Consider the following 18215-nt stretch of genomic DNA (forward strand, 5'->3'; position numbering starts at 1 on the left):
CCCCAGTCTCCCGGGCAGAGCTGCCCGGGCAACACACAAGGAGAACCCTTGACCCGAAACTCCCGACGCCTCGTGAGCTTCCTGGCCGCGGCGACGATCGCCTCCACCCTGGCCGCCTGTGGCGGCGACGACGACGGTGGTGGCGGCGGCGGTGGCGGTGGCGGCGGCACCGCCGAGGACAACGAGGCCACCGATCCCGGCATGACCGAGGACACCGTCCTCATCGGTGCGCACTACCCGCTGACCGGCCCGGCCGCGCCCGGCTACAGCGAGATCCCGACCGGCGTCCAGGCGTACTTCGACTACGTCAACGCCAACGGCGGCGTCTACGACCGCCAGATCGAGTGGCGGTACCTGGACGACGGCTACAACCCGACCAACACCGGTCAGGTCGTCAACCAGCTCGTCCTCGAGGACGAGATCTTCGCGATGATGGGCGGGCTCGGGACGGCGACGCACAACGCCGCGCTCGACCTGCTCAACGGCGAGGGCGTCCCGGACTTCTTCGTCGCCTCGGGCTCGTCCCTCTGGGACAACCCCGAGGAGAACCCGTACACGTTCGGCTGGCAGACCGACTACGAGAGCGAGGGGAAGATCATCGGCCAGTACATCGCCGAGAACCTCCCCGACGCCAAGGTCGGCCTCTTCCTCCAGGACGACGACTTCGGCGAGGACGGCGAGCGGGGCGTCCGCCAGTACCTGGACGACGACCAGATCGTCGAGGTGCAGACCTACACCTCCGGCAACACCGACCTCGGCGCGCAGATCTCGGCGCTCCAGGCGTCGGGTGCCGACTTCGTGGTGGGCTTCAACACCCCGATCTACACCGCGCTGGCCCGGATCACCGCCCAGCAGCTGGGCTACGACCCGGAGTGGTTCGTCTCCAACGTCGGATCGGACCCGCAGCTGGTCGGCTCCCTGCTCGAGCGCTTCTCCCAGGGCGCGATCAGCGGTTCCGCTCCGCTGGAGGGCACGTACACCACGGACTACCTGCCGACGGTGGACGAGGTCGACAACCCCTGGGTCCAGCTCTTCCAGCAGGTGTGGGAGGAGTCCGGCCAGGAGGGCGAGCTCACCAACTTCCGCATCTACGGCATGTCGCAGGCCTACACGATGGTGCAGGCCCTGCAGGCGGCCGGCCGCAACCCGACCCGCGACGACCTCGTCGAGGCGCTCGAGGAGGCCGGTGGGGACTTCCAGGGTCCGGCGCTCGCTCCGTTCCGCTACTCCGCCGACCGGCACGCCGGCATCAGCGGCATGGCGGTCAGCCGGATCAACGCCGACGGCAGCGGCGAGGCGCTGACCCCGGTCCTGGTCACCGACGTCGGCGACGCGGAGATCGAGGAGTTCGACGGCGAGGCGTCCACCCCGCCGGAGAACGGCATCCCGGACGAGGAAGCCATCGGCTGATCACCTCCTCGTAGCACCGGCGGCCGCCGGTCCCCTCGTGGGACCGGCGGCCGTCGGCGTTCCGGCGCAGGAACACTTCAAGGGCTGAGTGTGTGGCCGTCCCGCCGCCGGGTAGGAGACCGGGGACGCGCCAGCGGAGCGCGTCGGCTGCGGCCCGAGGAGATCCGAGATGGTGCACGCGACCCGGACGATCCGGCGGGCGGTGGTGACCGGCGGCGCCGGTTTCCTCGGCTCCCACCTGTGCGAGCACCTGCTCGACCGCGGCGTCGAGGTGGTCTGCCTCGACAACTTCCTCACCGGGTCGCCGCAGAACGTCGTGCACCTGATGGAGCACCCCGGCTTCCGGCTGGTCCGCTGCGACGTGACCGACTTCGTGCACGTGCCCGGGCCGGTGGACCTGGTGCTGCACTTCGCCTCGCCGGCCAGCCCGATCGACTACCTCAGGATGCCGATCGAGACGCTCAAGGTCGGCAGTCTCGGCACGCTGCACACCCTCGGCCTGGCCCACGAGAAGGGCGCCCGGTACGTGCTGGCGTCGACCTCCGAGGTCTACGGCGACCCGCTGCAGCACCCGCAGACCGAGGAGTACTGGGGCAACGTCAACCCGGTGGGCCCGCGCGGCGTCTACGACGAGGCGAAGCGGTTCAGCGAGGCCATGACCACCGCCTACCGGACGTCGAAGGGCACCGACACCGGCATCGTGCGGATCTTCAACACGTACGGCCCGCGGATGCGCCCGGACGACGGCCGCGCCATCCCTGCGTTCGTCGGCCAGGCCCTGGCCGGGCGGCCGGTCACCGTGGCCGGCGACGGGTCCCAGACCCGGTCCATCTGCTACGTGGACGACACCGTCCGCGGCATCCTCGCCCTCGCCTTCTCCGGGCACCCCGGGCCGGTGAACATCGGCAACCCCGACGAGCTGTCGATGCTCCAGCTGGCGCAGCGGATCGTGCAGATGACCGGCTCGGACTCCCCCGTGGAGTTCATCGACCTGCCGGTCGACGACCCGAAGGTCCGCCGTCCCGACACCACCCGCGCCGAGCAGCTGCTCGGCTGGAAGCCGCAGGTGCCCTCCGAGGAGGGCCTGCGGCGCACCGTCGCCTGGTTCGCCGCGCAACGGGAGGCCGCGCAGCGGGCCGCCGGCTGAACGCTCGGTCGTCGCACCGGCACACCCCGTTGTCCCTCTAGTCTGGAGGCGGCGAACGGGGTCGCCTTGAGTGTCCGGACGACGACGGAGCGCATCGATGGGCCGCCATGCCTCTCCCAGCACCACCGACAGCCGGCGCGGCTGGCGGCCGCCCCTCGTCCCCCTGATCGCCGCGCTGGCCGTGGTCGTACTGATCGCGGGCGGGCTGGTGTGGTGGCTGGCCGGTTCCGACGACGGATCCGGCGGGGGCTGTGACGAGACCCAGGCCGTGCGGGTGACGGTGGCGCCGGAGATCGCGCCGGTCGCCCAGGAGCTGCTCGCCGGGAACTCCCTCGACGGCTGCGTCACCGCCGACGTGACCCCGGAGGACCCGCTGCAGACCGCGGCCGCGCTGCGCGCCGGGGCAGAGACGGGCCTGCCGGACGTCTGGGTGCCCGACTCCTCGATCTGGCCGGCCCAGGTCGAGGGCGCTGCACTCGAGTCGACCGGCTCGATGGCCACCTCCCCCGTCGTCCTCGCGACGAGCCGCGCCGCCGCCGAGGACATGGACCTGCTCGACCCCACCCCGGTCTGGCTCGACGTCGTCGTCGCGGCACTGACCTCGGGGCGGTCGCTGCCGACGGCGGACCTCACCGGCTCGGCCCGGCAGCTGGGCATCACGTTGTCGGTGGAGCAGACCGGCAACGGGGTCGAGGTGTCCGACGAGGAGCTCGCCGCGTCGCTGGGCCTCGCGCGATCCGGCGCCACCGTCGAGGAGGTCCGCAGCGCCTCCATCGCGGGTGAGGTCGACGCCGGCGTCTGGGCGGCGAGCGAGCAGGACGTGCTCGCCAGCCACCAGGCCGGCGACTCGCAGATGATCGCGCTCTACCCGGAGGGCGGCTCGGCCTACCTGGACTACCCGGTGCTGCGGTCCGGCGACGCCGAGGACGACCGGCGCCTCGCCGTCGACGCCGTGGTCGCCGCGCTGACCTCCGACGAGGCCGCCGAGGCCGTGCGCGCGGCCGGGTTCCGCGACGCGGACGGGAACGCCCCGGAGGGCGCCGGGCCGGACACCGGCACGCAGGAGTCGGCGCCGGAGCGGCTGCCGATGGAGCCCGAGGCCGCGATCGCCGCCATCGAGCAGGCCAACCGGGTGCTCGCCCCCTCCCGCCTGCTGGCGGTCATCGACACCTCCAGGTCGATGGAGGCCCCCGCGGCCGGCGGTACCCGGATCTCGCTGGCGGTCGACGCCGCGCGCACCGCACTGGCCGGGCTCCCCGACGAGTACTCGGTGGGGCTGTGGACCTTCGCCTACCAGGTCAACGGCACCGACGACCACGTGGAGCGGGTGCCGCTGCGGGCCCTGGACGCCGACGTCGACGGCCGCTCCCAGCGGGAGACCCTGGCCGGTGCGCTGGACGGCCTGGCCGGGTCGCTGACCGCCGGGGGGACCGGCCTCTACGACACCGCGCTGGCCGCGGTCCGGGCCGCCCGCGAGGAGTACCAGGAGGGCGCGGTCTCCAGCGTGGTCCTGCTGACCGACGGGACCAACGACGACGACGCGCAGGGCATCTCGCTGCAGGGCCTCATCGACACCCTGCGGTCGGAGGCCGACCCCGAGCGGCCGGTGCAGATCGTGGGCGTGGCCCTGGGACCGGAGACCGACCTGGTGGCGCTGCAGCAGCTGTGCGAGGCCACCGGCGGGCGGGCCTACGACGCCCAGGACCCCGGCGACCTGCAGGGCGTGCTGTTCGACGCGATCCGTCAGCGCTAGGCGGCCAGCACCCGGTCCAGCGCGGCGAGCACCTCGTCGACGGTGGTGCGGGCCAGCGCCGGGTCGAGCTCGGTGCCCCAGGGGTCGCCGGCGCCGTCGCCGTGCCAGAGGACGACGTGCAGTGCATCTCCGCCCAGCCCGGCCCGCGGCGGCGGGCCCCACAGCGCCGGTGACACCGGCCCGAACAGCACCACCGAGGGCCGCCGGTAGGCCGTGGCCAGGTGCGCCACCCCCGTGTCACCGCAGACGACCACCCGTGCCGCGGCGACGACGGCGGCCAGCTCGAGCGACGTCGTCCGCCCGGCCAGGACCGCGTCCGGCCCCAGGCCCGCGTGCCCGGCCACCGCGTGGGCCAGGTCGACCTCGGCCGGGCCGCCGGTGACCCGGACGTCGTGCCCGGTCCCCGCCAGGTGCCGGGCGACGGCCGCGAACCGCTCCACGGGCCACCGGCGGCCCGGGAAGGCCGCGCCGGGGTGCACGAGCGCGGCGCCGGTCACCGGCGGCGGCACGGCCGGGACGGCGAGGTCGAGCGCGTCCGGGTCGGCGTCGACGCCCAGCCCCTCGGCGACCAGCCGGCACCACCGCCGCACCTCGTGCTCGTCGGCGTACCAGGTCGGGCCCGGGTAGCCGGGGCTGTCGAAGGTGAGCAGCCGTCCGGGGTGCAGGTCGGCGACGACGGCGTGCGACAGCGGCCCCTTGCCGTGCAGGTCGACCGCGAGCTCCGGCGGCGGCCCGGCCCAGTCCAGGGGTTCGAGCTCCCGCGCGGGCAGCACCTCGTCGACGGCGTCGATCAGGCCGGCCAGCGGCTCGAGCGCCCGGGTGGTGGCCAGCACCAGCCGGTGGCCGGGCACGGCGGCCCGTACCGCCCGGATGGCGGGCACGCCGGTGAGCAGGTCCCCCAACCCCAGCGGCCGCAGGACCAACGCGACGGGTCGACCCGACCGGTCGCTGGAACGGCCCTGCTGCAGGGGCCCGCGCCGAGCGTGCGAGGCGTGGGGGGCAGCAGGGTCCTTCACGTGCGGGAGCGCTCGACCAGCGCGGTCGTGGAGTGCCCGTCGAGGTAGGGCAGGACGACGGCCTGGCCGCCCCACGTCCGCAGCACCGCGGCCTCGGGGAGGTCCGCGCCCGCGTAGTCCCCGCCCTTGGCCCAGACGTCGGGCCGCAGCCGGTCGAGCACCTCGGCGGGGGTGTCCTCCTCGAAGACGACGACGGCGTCGACGAACTCCAGGGCCTCGAGCACCCGCGCCCGGTCGGCGGCGGTCACCAGGGGGCGCGAGGGGCCCTTGAGCCGGCGCACGGAGTCGTCGGAGTTGATGCAGACCACCAGGCAGTCCCCCAGCCCGCGGGCGGCGCGCAGCGTCGCGACGTGGCCGGGGTGGATGAGGTCGAAGCACCCACCGGTGGCGACCACCGTGCCGCCGGCGGCGCGGACCCGCGCGATGACCGAGTCCACGCCCGGCTCGGCGATCACGTTGGGCGCGGGCGCGTCCCGCCGGGTGGCGTCCCAGGCGGCGGCCCCGCCGCGGCCGACGAACGCCGAGGCCGCGGCGACCGCGCCGGCCACCGCCTCGCCGGTCACGGCGCCGTCGGCGAGGAGCAGCGCCGCCGCCGCGGCGAACGAGTCCCCGGCGCCGCACGGGTCGCCGCCGGTCACCGGCACGGCGGGCACCACCATCGGTGCGCCCTCGCCGTAGGAGAGCAGGGCACCGCGGGAGCCCAGGGTCACCGACACCGCGCCGACGCCCCAGTGCCGGATCAGCGCCTCGGCCCGCGCGCCGACGGCGGCCAGGCCGTCACCCGCGGCATCCACCGGCGCCACGCGTGCCGCCTCGGCGCCGTTGGGGGTGACCAGCCGCGTCGAGGGCACCGGGTCCGCACCACGCGGGTGCGGGTCCCAGACGATCGGTCCTCCGGCGTCGGCGAGCGCCTCGCGGACCTGCGGCGAGGCCGTCGTCCCCCGGCCGTAGTCGGCCACCAGGACGGCGGCGGCGTCCCGGAGGACCGAGCGGGCCTCGTCCGGGAGCGCGCCGAGGGTCGCGGTGGGAGCGCCGGAGTCGATCCGCACGACCGAGTGGTCGCCCACCCGCACGCGCTGCTTGACCGCCGTCCCGCCGGTCGCCGGGATCTCGACCAGCCGCACCCGGCCGGCGAGCAGCGCCCGCAGCCGGTCGGCGCCGTCGTCGTCGTCCATCGGGGCGATCAGCACGACCGGGCGGGAGGTCTGCGCCGCGGCGATGACCGCGGCCAGCGCCGCGCCGCCGGGGCGCTCGCGGGTCTCGACGTCCTCGACGACCGGCACCGGCGCGTCGGGGGTGAGCCGCGAGGCGGTGCCGACCAGGTCGACGTCGAGGAGCGCGTCGCCGACCACGACGAGCGGCCGGGAGCCGGTCACCGGGCGACCCCGAGCCGGGAGTCCGGGATCCGGGCCGGCTCGGCCAGGACCGCGGCGTCGAAGGCGGCGCACAGCAGGTGCAGCGCCACCAGGTGGCACTCCTGCACGGTCGCCGTCCACGGGGAGTCGATGCACACCGCCTCGTCGGCCTCGGCGGCCAGCGGGTTGGGCGCCGGGCCGGTCATCGCCAGCACGGTCATCCCGCACTCGCGGGCCCGGCGGGCGGCGGCCACGGCGTTGGGCGAGCGGCCCGAGGTCGACAGCAGCACCACGACGTCCCCGGCCCGGCCGTGCGCCTCGACCTGCCGGGCGAACAGCTCGTCGGCCGGGTAGTCGTTGGCGATCGCGGTCAGCGAGGAGGTCTCGGCGGTCAGGCAGATGGCGGAGAAGGGCGCGCGGTCGGCGCGGTAGCGGCCGACGAGCTCGGCGGTCAGGTGCTGGGCCTGCGCGGCGCTGCCGCCGTTGCCGGCGGCGAGGAGGCGGCCGCGCTGCTCACCGCAGAGGACGTCGGCGAGCAGCCGGCCCCAGCGGTCGAGGGTGTCGACGTGGCCGGTCACGTCCCGCAGCGCCGCGGTGAGCGAGGCGACGTGGTCGTGCCCGGTCAGGTGGGTGCACGCGTCGGGCGAGACGACCTCGCCGGCGGAGTGCGGGGCCGCGCTCATCGGGGCGGGGTTCATCGGGCGACCTCCATGGCGCGCGTCGAGCGGTTCTCGGTCTCGGTGGGGGCGCCCAGGACCTGGGCGTAGACGGCCTCGGTGTCGGCGACGACCCGGGCCCAGCGGTAGCGGGACCGCGCCCGGCGCACGCCGGCCGCACCGTAGGCGGCCCGCCGTGCGTCGTCGGCGAGCAGCGCGGCCACGGCCTCGCCGAGCCGCGCGGGGTCCCGGGGCGGCACGAGGTCGCCGGTGGCGCCGTCGACGACGCTGTCGACCAGCCCGCCGACGGCGGTGGCGACGACCGGCCGGCCGCAGGCCATGGCCTCGAGCGGGGTGATGCCGAACGGCTCGTACCAGGGGACGGCGAGGACGACGTCGGCCGAGCGGATCCAGGCCGGGACGTCGGCGCGGGCGACCGCACCGGTGAAGCAGAGCCGGTCGGCGACGCCCGCATCGGCGGCCACGGCCCGCAGGCGCTGGACCTCGGGGTCGCGGCCGAGCTCGTCGGCCGGGGGCCCGCCGACCACGACCAGCTCCGCGTCCGGGACGGCGGTCAGGGCGCGGACGGCGTCGTCCTGGCCCTTGCGCTCGACCAGCCGGCCGAGCACGAGCAGCCGCGGCCGGTCGGTGCGCGGCGCGACCGGACCCCGGGGCGTGAACACGGAGGTGTCGACGCCGCACGGGACGATCGACACCTTCTCCCGGGGCAGGCCGAGCCGGCGCAGCTCGAAGACCTCGTCGGAGCAGGTGGCGACGACGTGGCGGACGTTGCGGCACAGCGCCCGCTCGAGCTCCACCCGCTGCGGCGGCGAGGGGTCGGCGGCGCCCTGGTGGCGGCGCTTGACCGAGCCGAGCGCGTGGAAGGTCTGCAGCACCGGGACCGTGCCCGCGGCCGCGACGCTCGCCAGGCCGCTCATCCAGAAGTGCGCGTGGACGACGTCGGGCCGGTCGGCGGTCCACTCGCGGCGCAGCACCCGCGCGAAGTCGGGCATGTGCCGCAGCAGGTCGTCCTTGGGCAGGTTCTCGGCCGGACCGGCCGTCACGTGCCGGACCCGGTACCCGTCCTGCACGACCACCTCGTCGGGCAGGGCGGCGTCGTCGCGGCGGGTGTGCACCGTGACGTCGTGACCGCGGGCGGCGAGCCCGGCGGCCAGCGCAGCGACGTGCACGTTCTGCCCGCCGGCGTCGACGCCACCGATGGCGGCCAGTGGCGAGGCGTGCTCGCTCACGAGGGCGATCTTCATCGCGTCACCTCTCCGAGAAGGCGGTCCCAGTCCGCCAGGAAACGGGCCAGGCCGTACCGCTCCAGCGCGGCCGCGCGGGCGGCCTTGCCGGCGAGCCGGGCGGCGCCGGGGTCGTCGAGGAACCCGCGCACCGCCTCCCACAGCCGCTCGGGCCGGGTCGAGATCACGCCCGCCTCGGCCGGCACCGCCTCGACCACCTCGGTGGTGGCCAGGGCGACGACGGGCATGCCGAGGTGCATGGCCTCCAGCAGCGACAGGCCCAGCGAGGTCCAGCGGACCGGGTGCACGTAGACCCGGCGGCGGGCCAGCTCGGTGTGCATGGCCGCCTGCGGCGGGTCGTCGTACAGCGCGACCCGCTCGGGGTCCAGGCCGTGGCGCTCGTGCAGCCCGGCCAGGCCCATGCCGAAGACGTCGACCGGGGCGACGGCGGCCAGCCCGGGCAGCAGGTCGGCCCCGACGGTGCGGCCGCGGCGCACCGGCTCGTTGGTGACCACCGCGGCGCGGGCCAGCTCGCCGGTCCAGCGCTCGCCGGGGTCGACGATGCCGTGCTCGATCACCGTCGTGGGGGCCCGGCCGTTGTCGTAGAAGAGCCGGTTGAAGTGCGTGACGTGCGCGATCGGGACGTCGTCCCGGTCGGCCAGCGGGTGCCGGGTGTGCGGTACCGGTGCGGCTCCGTCGTCCAGGCCGGGCGCGTTGTGCTCGAGGAAGACCGCGGGCAGGTCGCGGCCGGGCTCGCGGCCCAGCCACTCGCGGCACAGCTCGAGGTCGCGGGTGCGCTGGAGGACGACGACGTCGATCCCGCCGCCGTCGCTGAGGTCGCGCAGCTCCTCCGGGGTCACCTCGCGGGCCGACGCGGGCCAGTCCCAGGTACGGGCGCGGCCCAGCCCGTCGGCGTCGCGGCCGGGCGTGACCGGGATCAGGTACTCGTGGTCGCCCTCCACGAACGCCGTCGTCCAGGAGCCGTGCACGTGCCAGACGAGGACCTTCATGCACTCACCAGCTTCTCGACGGCGGCGACGACGTCCCCGGTGGTCACCGAGGTCAGGCAGGGGTGGCCGGGCACCGGGCACACCCGGGCCCGGGTGTCGCGGCAGGGTGCGTCCTGGTCGCCGAGCAGCACGCTGGGCACCCCGTAGGGGGCCCACCGGACGGCGGGGACGACCGGGGAGAACAGCGAGACGACGGGAGTGCCGACGGCGGCCGCCAGGTGCGCCGGGCCGGTGTTGCCGACGACGACCGCCGCGGCCCCGTCGAGCAGCGCGGCCATCTCCGCGAGGCTGGTGGCGCCGCCGAGGTCCTCCCCGCGGGTGCCGGCGACGGCGGCGGTCAGCTCCCGCTCCCCCGGGCCGCCGGTGACCAGCACGCGGTGGCCGGCGTCGGCGAGCGCCTCGACGGCCTCCGCGCAGCGGTCGGCCGGCCAGGCGCGGGCCGGCACCGAGGCCCCGGGGTGGAGCACGACATAGCCGGGGGCGTGCGCGGCCGGGGGCAGGGGCCGGCGCACCTCCAGCCGTCCGTCGTCGCCCGGCGGCAGCTCGAAGCCGGCCGCCCGGGCGAGAGACAGCGCCCGCTCGGGCTCGGGCAGGTCGTCGTCCACGGTGTGCCGGACGTCGAGCAGCGAGCCCGGGTAGTCGACGCTGATCGCGGAGATCCGCGGCACGCCGGCCGTCCGGAGGACCAGCGCCAGGGGCAGGGGCGACTGGTGGAACGAGGTGGAGACGACCGCCTCGGCGGGCGCCAGGGCCCGGAGCCGCTCGGTGAGGGCGGCGAGGTCGGCGGCCTCCACGGGGGGCGGGTCGCCGAGGATCCACGGGCAGGCCCAGGTCCAGACCTCGTCGACGCCGGGCAGGAGGGCGGCGGCCTCGGCTCCGGCCGGTCCGGCCAGGAACACGACGCGGTCCGCCCCGTGCGCGACGGCGCGGACCAGCGGTCCCTGCAGGAGGACGTCGCCGGCGTTGTCCAGCCGGACGACGAGGACGGTGCGGCTCACCACGACCCAGCCAGGACGTCGTCGACCGCGCCGGTCAGCGTCTGCGCCACGTGCGCCGCGGACGCCACCTCCGACCGCCGAGTCACCGGCGTCGGGACCATGATCCCGACGGCGCCGGCGGCCTCGGCGGCCTCGACGTCGGCGGCGATGTCGCCGATCACGACGCAGCGCGCGGGATCGACGCCCACTTCGGCGCAGGCGGTCTCGACCATGCCGGGGGCGGGCTTGCGGCAGGCGCAGCCGTCCTCGGGCCCGTGCGGGCAGTACTGGAGCGTGTCGAAGGGGCCGAGGAGCTCCTCGAGCCGGGCCATGCACGCGTCGACCTGCTCCCGCGTGATCAGCCCCCGGGCGACGCCGGACTGGTTGCTCACAACGCCGATCCGCACGCCGCGGGCGCGGAGCGCGTCGAGGGCCGCGCGGGCACCGGGCACCGGCGTCACCAACGCCGGGTCGCCGTTGTACGGGTAGTCGCGGACCAGCGTGCCGTCGCGGTCGAACAGGACGAGGTCGGGCAGGCCCCGCCAGCGGGTCACCCGGCGGTGCCGGACGACGCCGCGGAGGAAGTGCCAGGCGGCCAACGGCGGGATGACGGCGCTGGTGGCGAGCATCGTCGTCACCTCGGCACGGTCACGCGGACCGGGCCCGATGCGCGCCCAGGCGAACTCCGCGGTGCCGGCGGCCCAGGCCAGCGCCGCGGCCGCGGCGGCCCGGGGCCGGCGGGCGGCGGCGAGGCCGACGGCCACCACCGCGGCCGCGCTCACGGCCAGGTGCTGCGGACGGCGGCCGAGCGGGGCGTCGGCCCGGTGCGGCTCGCGCCAGTCCGGGCCGTGCAGGCGGCGCATGAGGACGTCGTCGGCGTTGCCGGCCTGCACCCGGACGCTGACCCAGCGGTCGGTCGGCCGCACCGGGTGGGTGATCCACCGCTGGCCGCGGACGAGCCGGGCGCCGGTGTCCATGACGCGCAGGGCGAGGTCGGAGTCCTCCCGGAACGCCCGGGGGAAGCGCTCGTCGAACCCGCCGACCGCGGCCAGCGCGCTCCGGCGGTAGGCGAGGTCGGCGGTGATCCAGGCGCTGGTCGCCAGCCCGGCCGTGCCTCGCTCCCAGTCGGTGGGGCGCCGGTCCTCGGGCAGCGGGACCCGCACCCGCCCCTGGCTGCCGGCGACGTCGGCCGGCAGGTCGGCCAGGTCGGCGGCCAGGCACCGGTACCAGTCGGCGTCGGGGACGACGTCGTCGTCGAGGAAGGCGATCCACTCGGTGCGGGCCACCCGCCAGCCGAGGTTGCGCGCCCGGGCGGGCCCGCCACCACCGGTGCGGACGACGCGGACCGGCGGCAGCCCCGGCCGCTCGGGTCGCAGCGGCTCCCCCGTGGGGCGGTCGTCGACCAGCACGATCTCGGCCGGGCGGTCGCCGGGGGCGGCGGCCAGGGCGTCGAGCAGCGCGTCCAGCGACGGTCGGCCGATCGTCGGCACGACCACCGAGACGCGCGCGAGTACACCCTCCACGGGATGCGTCGTGCCCTACCGACCGGTGTCGAAACACTACGGGCTTGAAGCTTTGCCTCCCGTCCACCCGACCGGGGGGACTCTCGCGCGCGAAGTGCTCTCCGTCGGCGAACGTCTCGCGCGCGAAAGGCTCCTCAGCGGCGGGCGCGGGCGGCCGCGGAGACCCGGGCGAGCGCGTCGGTGACCACCGGAGCGTCGTCCCCCAGCCGGACCAGCAGGTGCGCCACGAGGTCGTCGTGGGTGACCGCCGCCTCGCGCACCTTCGCCCGTCCGGTGTCGGTGAGCCGGGCGTGCAGCAGCCGGCGGTCGTCGGCGGCCCGCTCCCGGACGACGAGGCCGACCGCGACGAGCCGGCTCACGGTGCTGGTCACGCCGGCCCGGGAGAGGCCGAGCGCCTCGGCGACCTCACCCATGCTGGCGCGCTCCCCGGGGGCCTCGGCGATCCGCCGCAGCGCCTCGAAGCCGGTCAGCGAGATGTCGTGCTGGCGGTGCAGGGCGGAGTCGACCCGACGGGTGATCCGGTCGTGCACCTGCACGATCCGCAACCAGGTCTCCTCCGGCCGCGGCAGCGCTCCGGCGAGGTCGGGGACGTCGGGGACGGCAGGCGCCAGGGCCTTGTCCGGGGGCACCGGTCCATCGTGACCGACGACGGCCTCACGCGCTCCCGGACGGCGGGCGGGCGGCACGGCGGCGCAGCGCCGACAGCGCGAGCCCCCCGGCGGCGGCGACCACCGCCACCCCGGCGACGGCGAGCGGCCAGACGGCGTCCCCACCGCGGTCGGCCGGGGAGCCGGCCCCCGCGATCCGGAGCTCGACGGCGACGGTGGTCTCGGTGACGGCGCCGACGACCACCAGGCTCGTGGACCCGGCCCGCGCACCGGCCGGGATGGTCACCTCCGTGACGACCAGCCCGTCGATGTCGGCGACCGAGCTCCCCAGCGCCGTCCCGTCGGCCAGCCGCAGGACGACGTCCTCACCGGCGGCGAACCCGGAGGCGGTCACGGTGACCACCTCCCCCGCGGCGACGCCGGGCGAGCTCCCGGACGACGCCGCGACCGAGATGGCCGGTCGGGTCGGCGCGTCGGGGCCGGGGAGCACCCCGCCGGGCGGGACGTCGTCGGTCCCGGCACCGGAGGAGCCCACCGCCGGCGGCACCGTGGCAGCGGCGGTCGGCGGCGCGATGGCGGCGCAGTCCTCCTCCGCCGGCCGGGTGAACTCGTAGCCCTCGAGCTCGTCGACGGCGGTGGCACCGGAGCCGTCCAGGGCGGTGAACAGCACGCGGGAGTCGATCCGCTCGCCCCAGGCGACGTCCCCGGTGGTCAGCCGGACCGTCTGCCCCGGCTCGACCCGGGCGCGGTCCTCACCCCCGGGGGCGCGGGTCGTGGCGAGGACGACCTCGTAGGGGACCGTCGCGCCGGTGACCTCCACGGCCACGCCCCCGGGGCGGCAGCTGGGCCCCTGCGTGACCTGGACGACGGGACGCGTCGGGTCGTCGACGGCGAGCGCGGGGCCCGCGGTCGCGGACCCCAGAGTGATGAGCCCGCCCACGAGGACGCCGAGCACGGCGGACCTGCGGACGACCCTCGGCGACGCACCGGACGGCACGCAGTTCCCCCTCGAGCAGTCGTACTGCCGGTGACGAACGGACGTCGGCACGTCGGCCCGCTCATGATGGCTGCTGTGAGGGCCTCCGGACGGTCTGTCACTGACGCTTCTGGCGTGTCGACCCGGCGTGTCGGCAGAAAGTGAGCGGAGTCGCTCGATGACGGGTTCCGCACTCGAGCGACTCCGACGGGACACGCCGGTCGGGGGTTGACCCCCCGCTGTCGGCTGGGTCACAGTTGGTGCGGGCGGGGGAAGCCGGGAAACCACTGGCCATCCACCGCTGGATGGACCGACCAACGCGGCCAGACCGCCAGAGCCGGCCCCCCGCCCCACATCCTCCTCGGCGCCCTGCACGGGTCCCCGCGCAGGCGCAGGATGGAGCCGTGACCAGCACCGCGACGATCTCCGGACTCAGCCGCCCCGTCCCCACCGACCTGTTCGTCGGCGGCGCCTGGCGGGCGGGCAGCGGCGGGGCGACGTTCGAGGTCCGCGACCCGGCGGATGCCTCCGTCCTCGCCCGCGTCGCCGACGCCACGGCCGACGACGCCCGGGCCGCCATGGACGCCGCCGAGGCCGCCGCACCCGCCTGGGCCGCCACCCCGCCGCGGGAGCGGGGCGAGATCCTGCGCCGCACCTTCGAGGCCATGACCGGGCCGCGCGCCGACGACCTGGCCCTGCTCATGGTCCGGGAGAACGGCAAGACCCTCACCGACGCCCGGGGCGAGCTGACCTACGCCGCCGAGTTCTTCCGCTGGTTCAGCGAGGAGGCCGTGCGCATCGACGGCGACTACCGCGTCGCCCCCGCCGGCGGCACCCGCACCGTCGTCGTCCGCCAGCCGGTGGGCATCTCGCTGGCGATCACCCCGTGGAACTTCCCGGCGGCCATGCTGACCCGCAAGCTCGGCCCGGCATTCGCCGCCGGCTGCCCCGTGGTGGTCAAGCCGGCGTCGGAGACGCCGCTGACCGCGCTGCTGCTCGCCGAGCTGCTGGCCGACGCCGGCCTGCCCGAGGGTGTGCTCAGCGTGCTGCCCACGACCAGCGCCAAGGACGTCGCCGGCACCGCGATGGCCGACCCGCGGCTGCGCAAGGTCAGCTTCACCGGCTCCACCGAGGTCGGTCGGGGACTGCTGAAGCAGGCCGCCGACCAGGTGCTGGTCAGCTCGATGGAGCTCGGCGGGAACGCGCCGTTCATCGTCTGCGCCGACGCCGACCTGGACGCGGCGGTCGAGGGCGCGATGGTCGCCAAGCTGCGCAACGGTGGCGAGGCGTGCACCGCGGCCAACCGCTTCTACGTCGAGGACGCCGTCGCCGACGAGTTCGCCCGCAGGCTCGCCGAGCGGATGGGCACCCTCACCCTCGGCCGGGGCGACGACGAGGGCGTCGGGCTCGGCCCCCTGGTCAACGAGGACACCGTCGGCAAGGTGGAGCGGATCGTGCGGGAGACCGTCGACGCCGGAGCGCGGGTGGTCATCGGCGGCGAGCGGCCCGAGGGGCCCGGGTACTTCTATCCGCCGACCGTCCTGGTCGACGTCCCGGCCGGCTCACCCGCGACCGACGAGGAGATCTTCGGTCCGGTCGCGCCGATCGTGCGGTTCAGCTCGGACGAGGAGGTGCTCGCCCTGGCCAACGGCACGGAGTTCGGGCTGGTCTCCTACGTCTTCACCGGCGACCTGGCCCGCGGGCTGCGGCTGGCCGAGTCGCTGGAGTCGGGCATGGTCGGGCTGAACCGCGGCGTCGTCAGCGACCCGGCTGCGCCCTTCGGCGGGGTCAAGCAGAGCGGCTTCGGCCGCGAGGGCGGGCACGAGGGGCTGGCCGAGTACCTCCAGACGAAGTACATCTCCTTCCCGCTCTGACCCGCGGGGGCTACCCCGCGGCGGTCGGGGGGCGCTCGTCGGCGGCCGGACCGCCGTCGCCACCGGGCGACGCGGCGCCCTGGAGCGGGGCGATGGCCATGACGTCGATCGGCGGTCCGGCCTCCGCGAGCGTCTCCTCGGGGGAGCGCCGGGGCCGGTAGACGACGGTGGAGACGAAGACGAACCGGGCGAGGAAGGCCACTCCGAGCGTCAGCCCCTGCGCGAGGACCGACGGCACGTTCATGGCCTCGACCAGGAAGGCGAGGACCGGCAGCCGGACCAGCGTGTCCAGGTTGTTGTAGAGCAGCGAGTGCACGAACCGCAGCCACCGCGGGTGCCGGTTGTCCTTGAGGTCGCCGAAGACGAAGCGCTCCTGCAGCACGAAGTTGTGCGCGATCGCGATCTCGGTCGCGATGACCGCCGCCGGCAGGTAGTGCAGGCCCGTCTCGCGCAGCAGCAGCCACATGATGAGCAGGTTCACGATGGTGCCCAGCGCACCGACGGCGGCGAAGCGGGACATCTTGCCCATCCGCAGCGCGGCCATCTGGTACAGGAACTGGGCGCCGTTGCGCCACGAGGCCTTGCTCTCGCCGTCGTGCCGCTCGCCGAAGGCGAAGGGGATCTCGGCGACGGCGAGGTCGTGGCGGGCGAGGATCTCGAGCAGGATCTTGAACCCGCGCGGGCGCAGCCGGTCGAGGTGCACCGCGCTGCGCCGGACGCAGAAGAAGCCGGTCATCGGGTCGGTGCAGACCCGCCCGACCCGGCGCGGGAAGCAGGAACGCGCCAGCAGCGTCGACCCGCTGGAGACCGCGCGGCGCCACGAGGAGGACAACCCCGACGAGTCGCCGGCCCCGCAGTAGCGGCTGGCCACGACCATGTCGACGGGGTCGGCGTCGTCGCGCAGCAGCGGCACCAGCTCCGGCGGGTGCTGCAGGTCGCCGTCCATGACGACGACGTACTCGCCGCGCGCGGTCGCGATCCCGGCCGCGACGGCGCCGGCCAGCCCGCCCTCCTGCTGGTCGCGCTCGCGGTGCATGAGCCGCACCGGCAGCGTGCTGGTGCGCGCGACCTCGCGGACGACGTCGGCGGTGTCGTCGGAGGAGTCGTCGACGAACAGGATCTCGGCGTCGCGCCCGGCCAGCGCCTCGTCCAGCCGCCGCACGAGCTCCGGGACGTTGCCCCGCTCGTTGAACGTCGGCACCACGACGGTCAGGTCCACGTGCGATGCCTCCAGCGGTCGGGCCGGTCGGGTGGGCCGGACCGGGGGATGACCCCACGAGGGTGCCACGCCGCGGGCGTCGTCCGCCGGACGGCCCGGTCCGGGCTCCGGCCCGCACCCCTCCTGTCCCACCCGCACCACCCCGCAGGCCTCAGCCGCGGGCGGCCGGGCGCTCCAGCAGCCAGGAGGCCGCCAGACCCGCGACCAGGCCCCAGAAGGCGGAGCCGATGTTGAGCACCGTGACGTCGGAGACGGTCACCACGAAGGTGATGAGCGCACCGAACGTCCGGTCGCCCCCGAAGGCGGTGACGAACGAGGTCTGCAGCACCCGGAGCATCGCCAGCCCGCCGAGGACGGCGACGAACGCGGCGGGCGTGCCGAGCATCAGCCCGGTGAACAACGGCGCGAACACCCCGAAGACGATCGCCAGCAGGCCGCACAGCACACCCGCGGTGTACTGCCGGGACCGCTCGCCGGAGGCGGAGAGCAGCGCGTTCGTCGGGCCGGTCAGGCAGGTGGAGACCGTGCCGACCGCGGCGGTCAGCACCGACCAGGCCCCGCAGGCGACGGTGACCGCGGTGACCGGTGGGTCGTGCCGGGCCGCTCGGAGGACGGCCACACCCTGCCCGTTCTGGACGACGAGCACGGTGATCGCCAGCGGCACGACGAGCTCGAGCATCGCCTGCAGCGACCAGGCGGGAGCGGTGAACACCGGCGCGGCGAGGACGCCGTCGGCCGTGCCGGGGTCGAACCGGCCCGACACCGCGACGGCCACCGCCCCGACGACCAGGGCGCCGAGCACCGGCGGCACCCGGGCGCCCAGGGCCGGCACCGCGCTCAGCGCCAGGAAGACGACGACCATGGGGGCGGCCACCGCGACGTCGTCCTCCAGGGCGCGGACGAGGTCGACCCCGAAGCGCAGGAAGACCCCGGCGACCATCGCCATGACGATCGGCATGGGGACGACGGCCATGACGCGGCGCACCAGCCCGGTGAGGCCCAGCACCGCGATGAGCAGACCGGTCACCACGAAGGTGCCGACCACCTCGGGCCAGCTGAGGTGACCCAGCGCCGGCCCGACCAGCACCGTGCCGGGGATGGTCCAGAAGAAGGCGAGCGGCTGGCGGTACAGCCAGGAGGAGAGCACCGTCAGGACGCCGTTGAGGAAGAAGGCGCCGAACACCCAGCTGGCGATCTGCGCCTGGGTCAGCCCGCCCTGCTCCCCCACCGCGAGGATCACCGCGACCGGACCGGTGGCCGCGAAGACGAAGCCGACGAGCGCGTTGCCCGCGTAGAGCGGACCGGCGTCGCGCAGCACCCGGCCGGGGCCGGGCAGTGGGCGCGCCGGGCGCTCGATCAGCCGCTCGGCGGCACCGCTGTCGCGCATGGCCTCCCCCGTCGATCCGGCACCATGAGGTCCGGATCACAGAACACGGAAAGATTCTCA

General features: G+C 75.7%; 15 protein-coding genes. 4 read left to right on the forward strand and 11 right to left on the reverse strand.

Annotation, left to right across the window (positions count from 1 at the left end; genetic code table 11):
- The first annotated feature begins 48 nt into the window (after positions 1 to 48).
- The 3 genes from DQ240_RS06945 (at position 49) to DQ240_RS06955 (ending at position 4310) form a co-directional block, all read left to right on the forward strand.
- Positions 49 to 1410, forward strand: a complete 1362-nt coding sequence (locus DQ240_RS06945) for an ABC transporter substrate-binding protein (protein ID WP_233498567.1) — start codon at positions 49 to 51, stop codon at positions 1408 to 1410.
- Between the two features lie 169 nt (positions 1411 to 1579).
- Positions 1580 to 2557, forward strand: a complete 978-nt coding sequence (locus DQ240_RS06950; protein ID WP_113838906.1) for a UDP-glucuronic acid decarboxylase family protein — start codon at positions 1580 to 1582, stop codon at positions 2555 to 2557.
- Positions 2558 to 2654: 97 nt separating this feature from the next.
- Positions 2655 to 4310 (forward strand): substrate-binding domain-containing protein, encoded by a 1656-nt coding sequence (locus DQ240_RS06955; RefSeq protein ID WP_113838907.1) that lies wholly within the window; start codon positions 2655 to 2657, stop codon positions 4308 to 4310.
- Here the strand turns inward: DQ240_RS06955 and DQ240_RS06960 are convergent.
- The 9 genes from DQ240_RS06960 to DQ240_RS07000 all read right to left on the reverse strand — a co-directional run bounded on the left by DQ240_RS06960 (position 4307) and on the right by DQ240_RS07000 (position 13654).
- Positions 4307 to 5191 carry a glycosyltransferase family 9 protein gene (locus DQ240_RS06960; RefSeq protein WP_233498568.1) on the reverse strand — a complete coding sequence of 295 codons (885 nt, stop codon included), beginning with the start codon at positions 5189 to 5191 and terminating at the stop codon, positions 4307 to 4309. The two genes, DQ240_RS06955 and DQ240_RS06960, sit on opposite strands and share 4 nt — an antisense overlap.
- A 131-nt stretch (positions 5192 to 5322) precedes the next feature.
- Positions 5323 to 6702: a D-glycero-beta-D-manno-heptose 1-phosphate adenylyltransferase gene (rfaE2, locus tag DQ240_RS06965; protein ID WP_113838908.1), complete on the reverse strand. Its 1380-nt coding sequence runs from the start codon at positions 6700 to 6702 to the stop codon at positions 5323 to 5325.
- Positions 6699 to 7379, reverse strand: a complete 681-nt coding sequence (locus tag DQ240_RS06970) for an SIS domain-containing protein (RefSeq protein ID WP_113838909.1) — start codon at positions 7377 to 7379, stop codon at positions 6699 to 6701. The genes rfaE2 and DQ240_RS06970 overlap by 4 nt, the downstream gene beginning before the upstream one ends.
- Positions 7376 to 8602, reverse strand: coding sequence for a glycosyltransferase (locus DQ240_RS06975; protein ID WP_113838910.1), 1227 nt, complete (start codon positions 8600 to 8602; stop codon positions 7376 to 7378). Before DQ240_RS06975 ends, DQ240_RS06970 begins: the two co-directional genes overlap by 4 nt.
- Positions 8599 to 9591 (reverse strand): glycosyltransferase, encoded by a 993-nt coding sequence (locus tag DQ240_RS06980; protein ID WP_113838911.1) that lies wholly within the window; start codon positions 9589 to 9591, stop codon positions 8599 to 8601. Before DQ240_RS06980 ends, DQ240_RS06975 begins: the two co-directional genes overlap by 4 nt.
- The gene (locus DQ240_RS24395; protein WP_113839115.1) at positions 9588 to 10589 is read right to left on the reverse strand and encodes a glycosyltransferase family 9 protein; all 1002 of its coding nucleotides are present in this window, start codon (positions 10587 to 10589) and stop codon (positions 9588 to 9590) included. The genes DQ240_RS06980 and DQ240_RS24395 overlap by 4 nt, the downstream gene beginning before the upstream one ends.
- Positions 10586 to 12091: an HAD-IIIA family hydrolase gene (locus DQ240_RS06990; protein WP_113838912.1), complete on the reverse strand. Its 1506-nt coding sequence runs from the start codon at positions 12089 to 12091 to the stop codon at positions 10586 to 10588. Before DQ240_RS06990 ends, DQ240_RS24395 begins: the two co-directional genes overlap by 4 nt.
- Positions 12092 to 12225: 134 nt before the next feature.
- Positions 12226 to 12720: a MarR family winged helix-turn-helix transcriptional regulator gene (locus DQ240_RS06995; RefSeq protein ID WP_113838913.1), complete on the reverse strand. Its 495-nt coding sequence runs from the start codon at positions 12718 to 12720 to the stop codon at positions 12226 to 12228.
- Positions 12721 to 12745: 25 nt separating this feature from the next.
- Positions 12746 to 13654 (reverse strand): hypothetical protein, encoded by a 909-nt coding sequence (locus DQ240_RS07000; protein ID WP_147261948.1) that lies wholly within the window; start codon positions 13652 to 13654, stop codon positions 12746 to 12748.
- A 425-nt stretch (positions 13655 to 14079) separates the two neighbouring features.
- Between DQ240_RS07000 and DQ240_RS07005 the strand changes: the two genes are divergently transcribed.
- Positions 14080 to 15549, forward strand: a complete 1470-nt coding sequence (locus DQ240_RS07005) for an NAD-dependent succinate-semialdehyde dehydrogenase (protein ID WP_233498569.1) — start codon at positions 14080 to 14082, stop codon at positions 15547 to 15549.
- 10 nt (positions 15550 to 15559) lie between these two features.
- Here the strand turns inward: DQ240_RS07005 and DQ240_RS07010 are convergent, their stop codons facing one another.
- Together DQ240_RS07010 and DQ240_RS07015 are read right to left on the reverse strand one after the other, a co-directional pair.
- Positions 15560 to 16768 carry a glycosyltransferase gene (locus DQ240_RS07010; RefSeq protein ID WP_113838916.1) on the reverse strand — a complete coding sequence of 403 codons (1209 nt, stop codon included), beginning with the start codon at positions 16766 to 16768 and terminating at the stop codon, positions 15560 to 15562.
- Between the two features lie 151 nt (positions 16769 to 16919).
- Positions 16920 to 18155 (reverse strand): benzoate/H(+) symporter BenE family transporter, encoded by a 1236-nt coding sequence (locus DQ240_RS07015; RefSeq protein ID WP_113838917.1) that lies wholly within the window; start codon positions 18153 to 18155, stop codon positions 16920 to 16922.
- Positions 18156 to 18215 lie beyond the last annotated feature (60 nt).

It is taken from the genome of Blastococcus sp. TF02A-26 (genome assembly GCF_003319125.1).
GTDB lineage: Bacteria > Actinomycetota > Actinomycetes > Mycobacteriales > Geodermatophilaceae > Trujillonella.

Bases quoted from the DNA above. Each gene is read 5' to 3' on its own strand.
- DQ240_RS06950 (WP_113838906.1), top strand. From the start codon at position 1,580: ATGGTGCACGCGACCCGGACGATCCGGCGGGCGGTGGTGACCGGCGGC.
- DQ240_RS06955 (WP_113838907.1), top strand. From the start codon at position 2,655: ATGGGCCGCCATGCCTCTCCCAGCACCACCGACAGCCGGCGCGGCTGG.
- DQ240_RS06970 (WP_113838909.1), bottom strand. From the start codon at position 7,379: ATGAACCCCGCCCCGATGAGCGCGGCCCCGCACTCCGCCGGCGAGGTC.
- DQ240_RS06975 (WP_113838910.1), bottom strand. From the start codon at position 8,602: ATGAAGATCGCCCTCGTGAGCGAGCACGCCTCGCCACTGGCCGCCATC.
- DQ240_RS06980 (WP_113838911.1), bottom strand. From the start codon at position 9,591: ATGAAGGTCCTCGTCTGGCACGTGCACGGCTCCTGGACGACGGCGTTC.
- DQ240_RS07015 (WP_113838917.1), bottom strand. From the start codon at position 18,155: ATGCGCGACAGCGGTGCCGCCGAGCGGCTGATCGAGCGCCCGGCGCGC.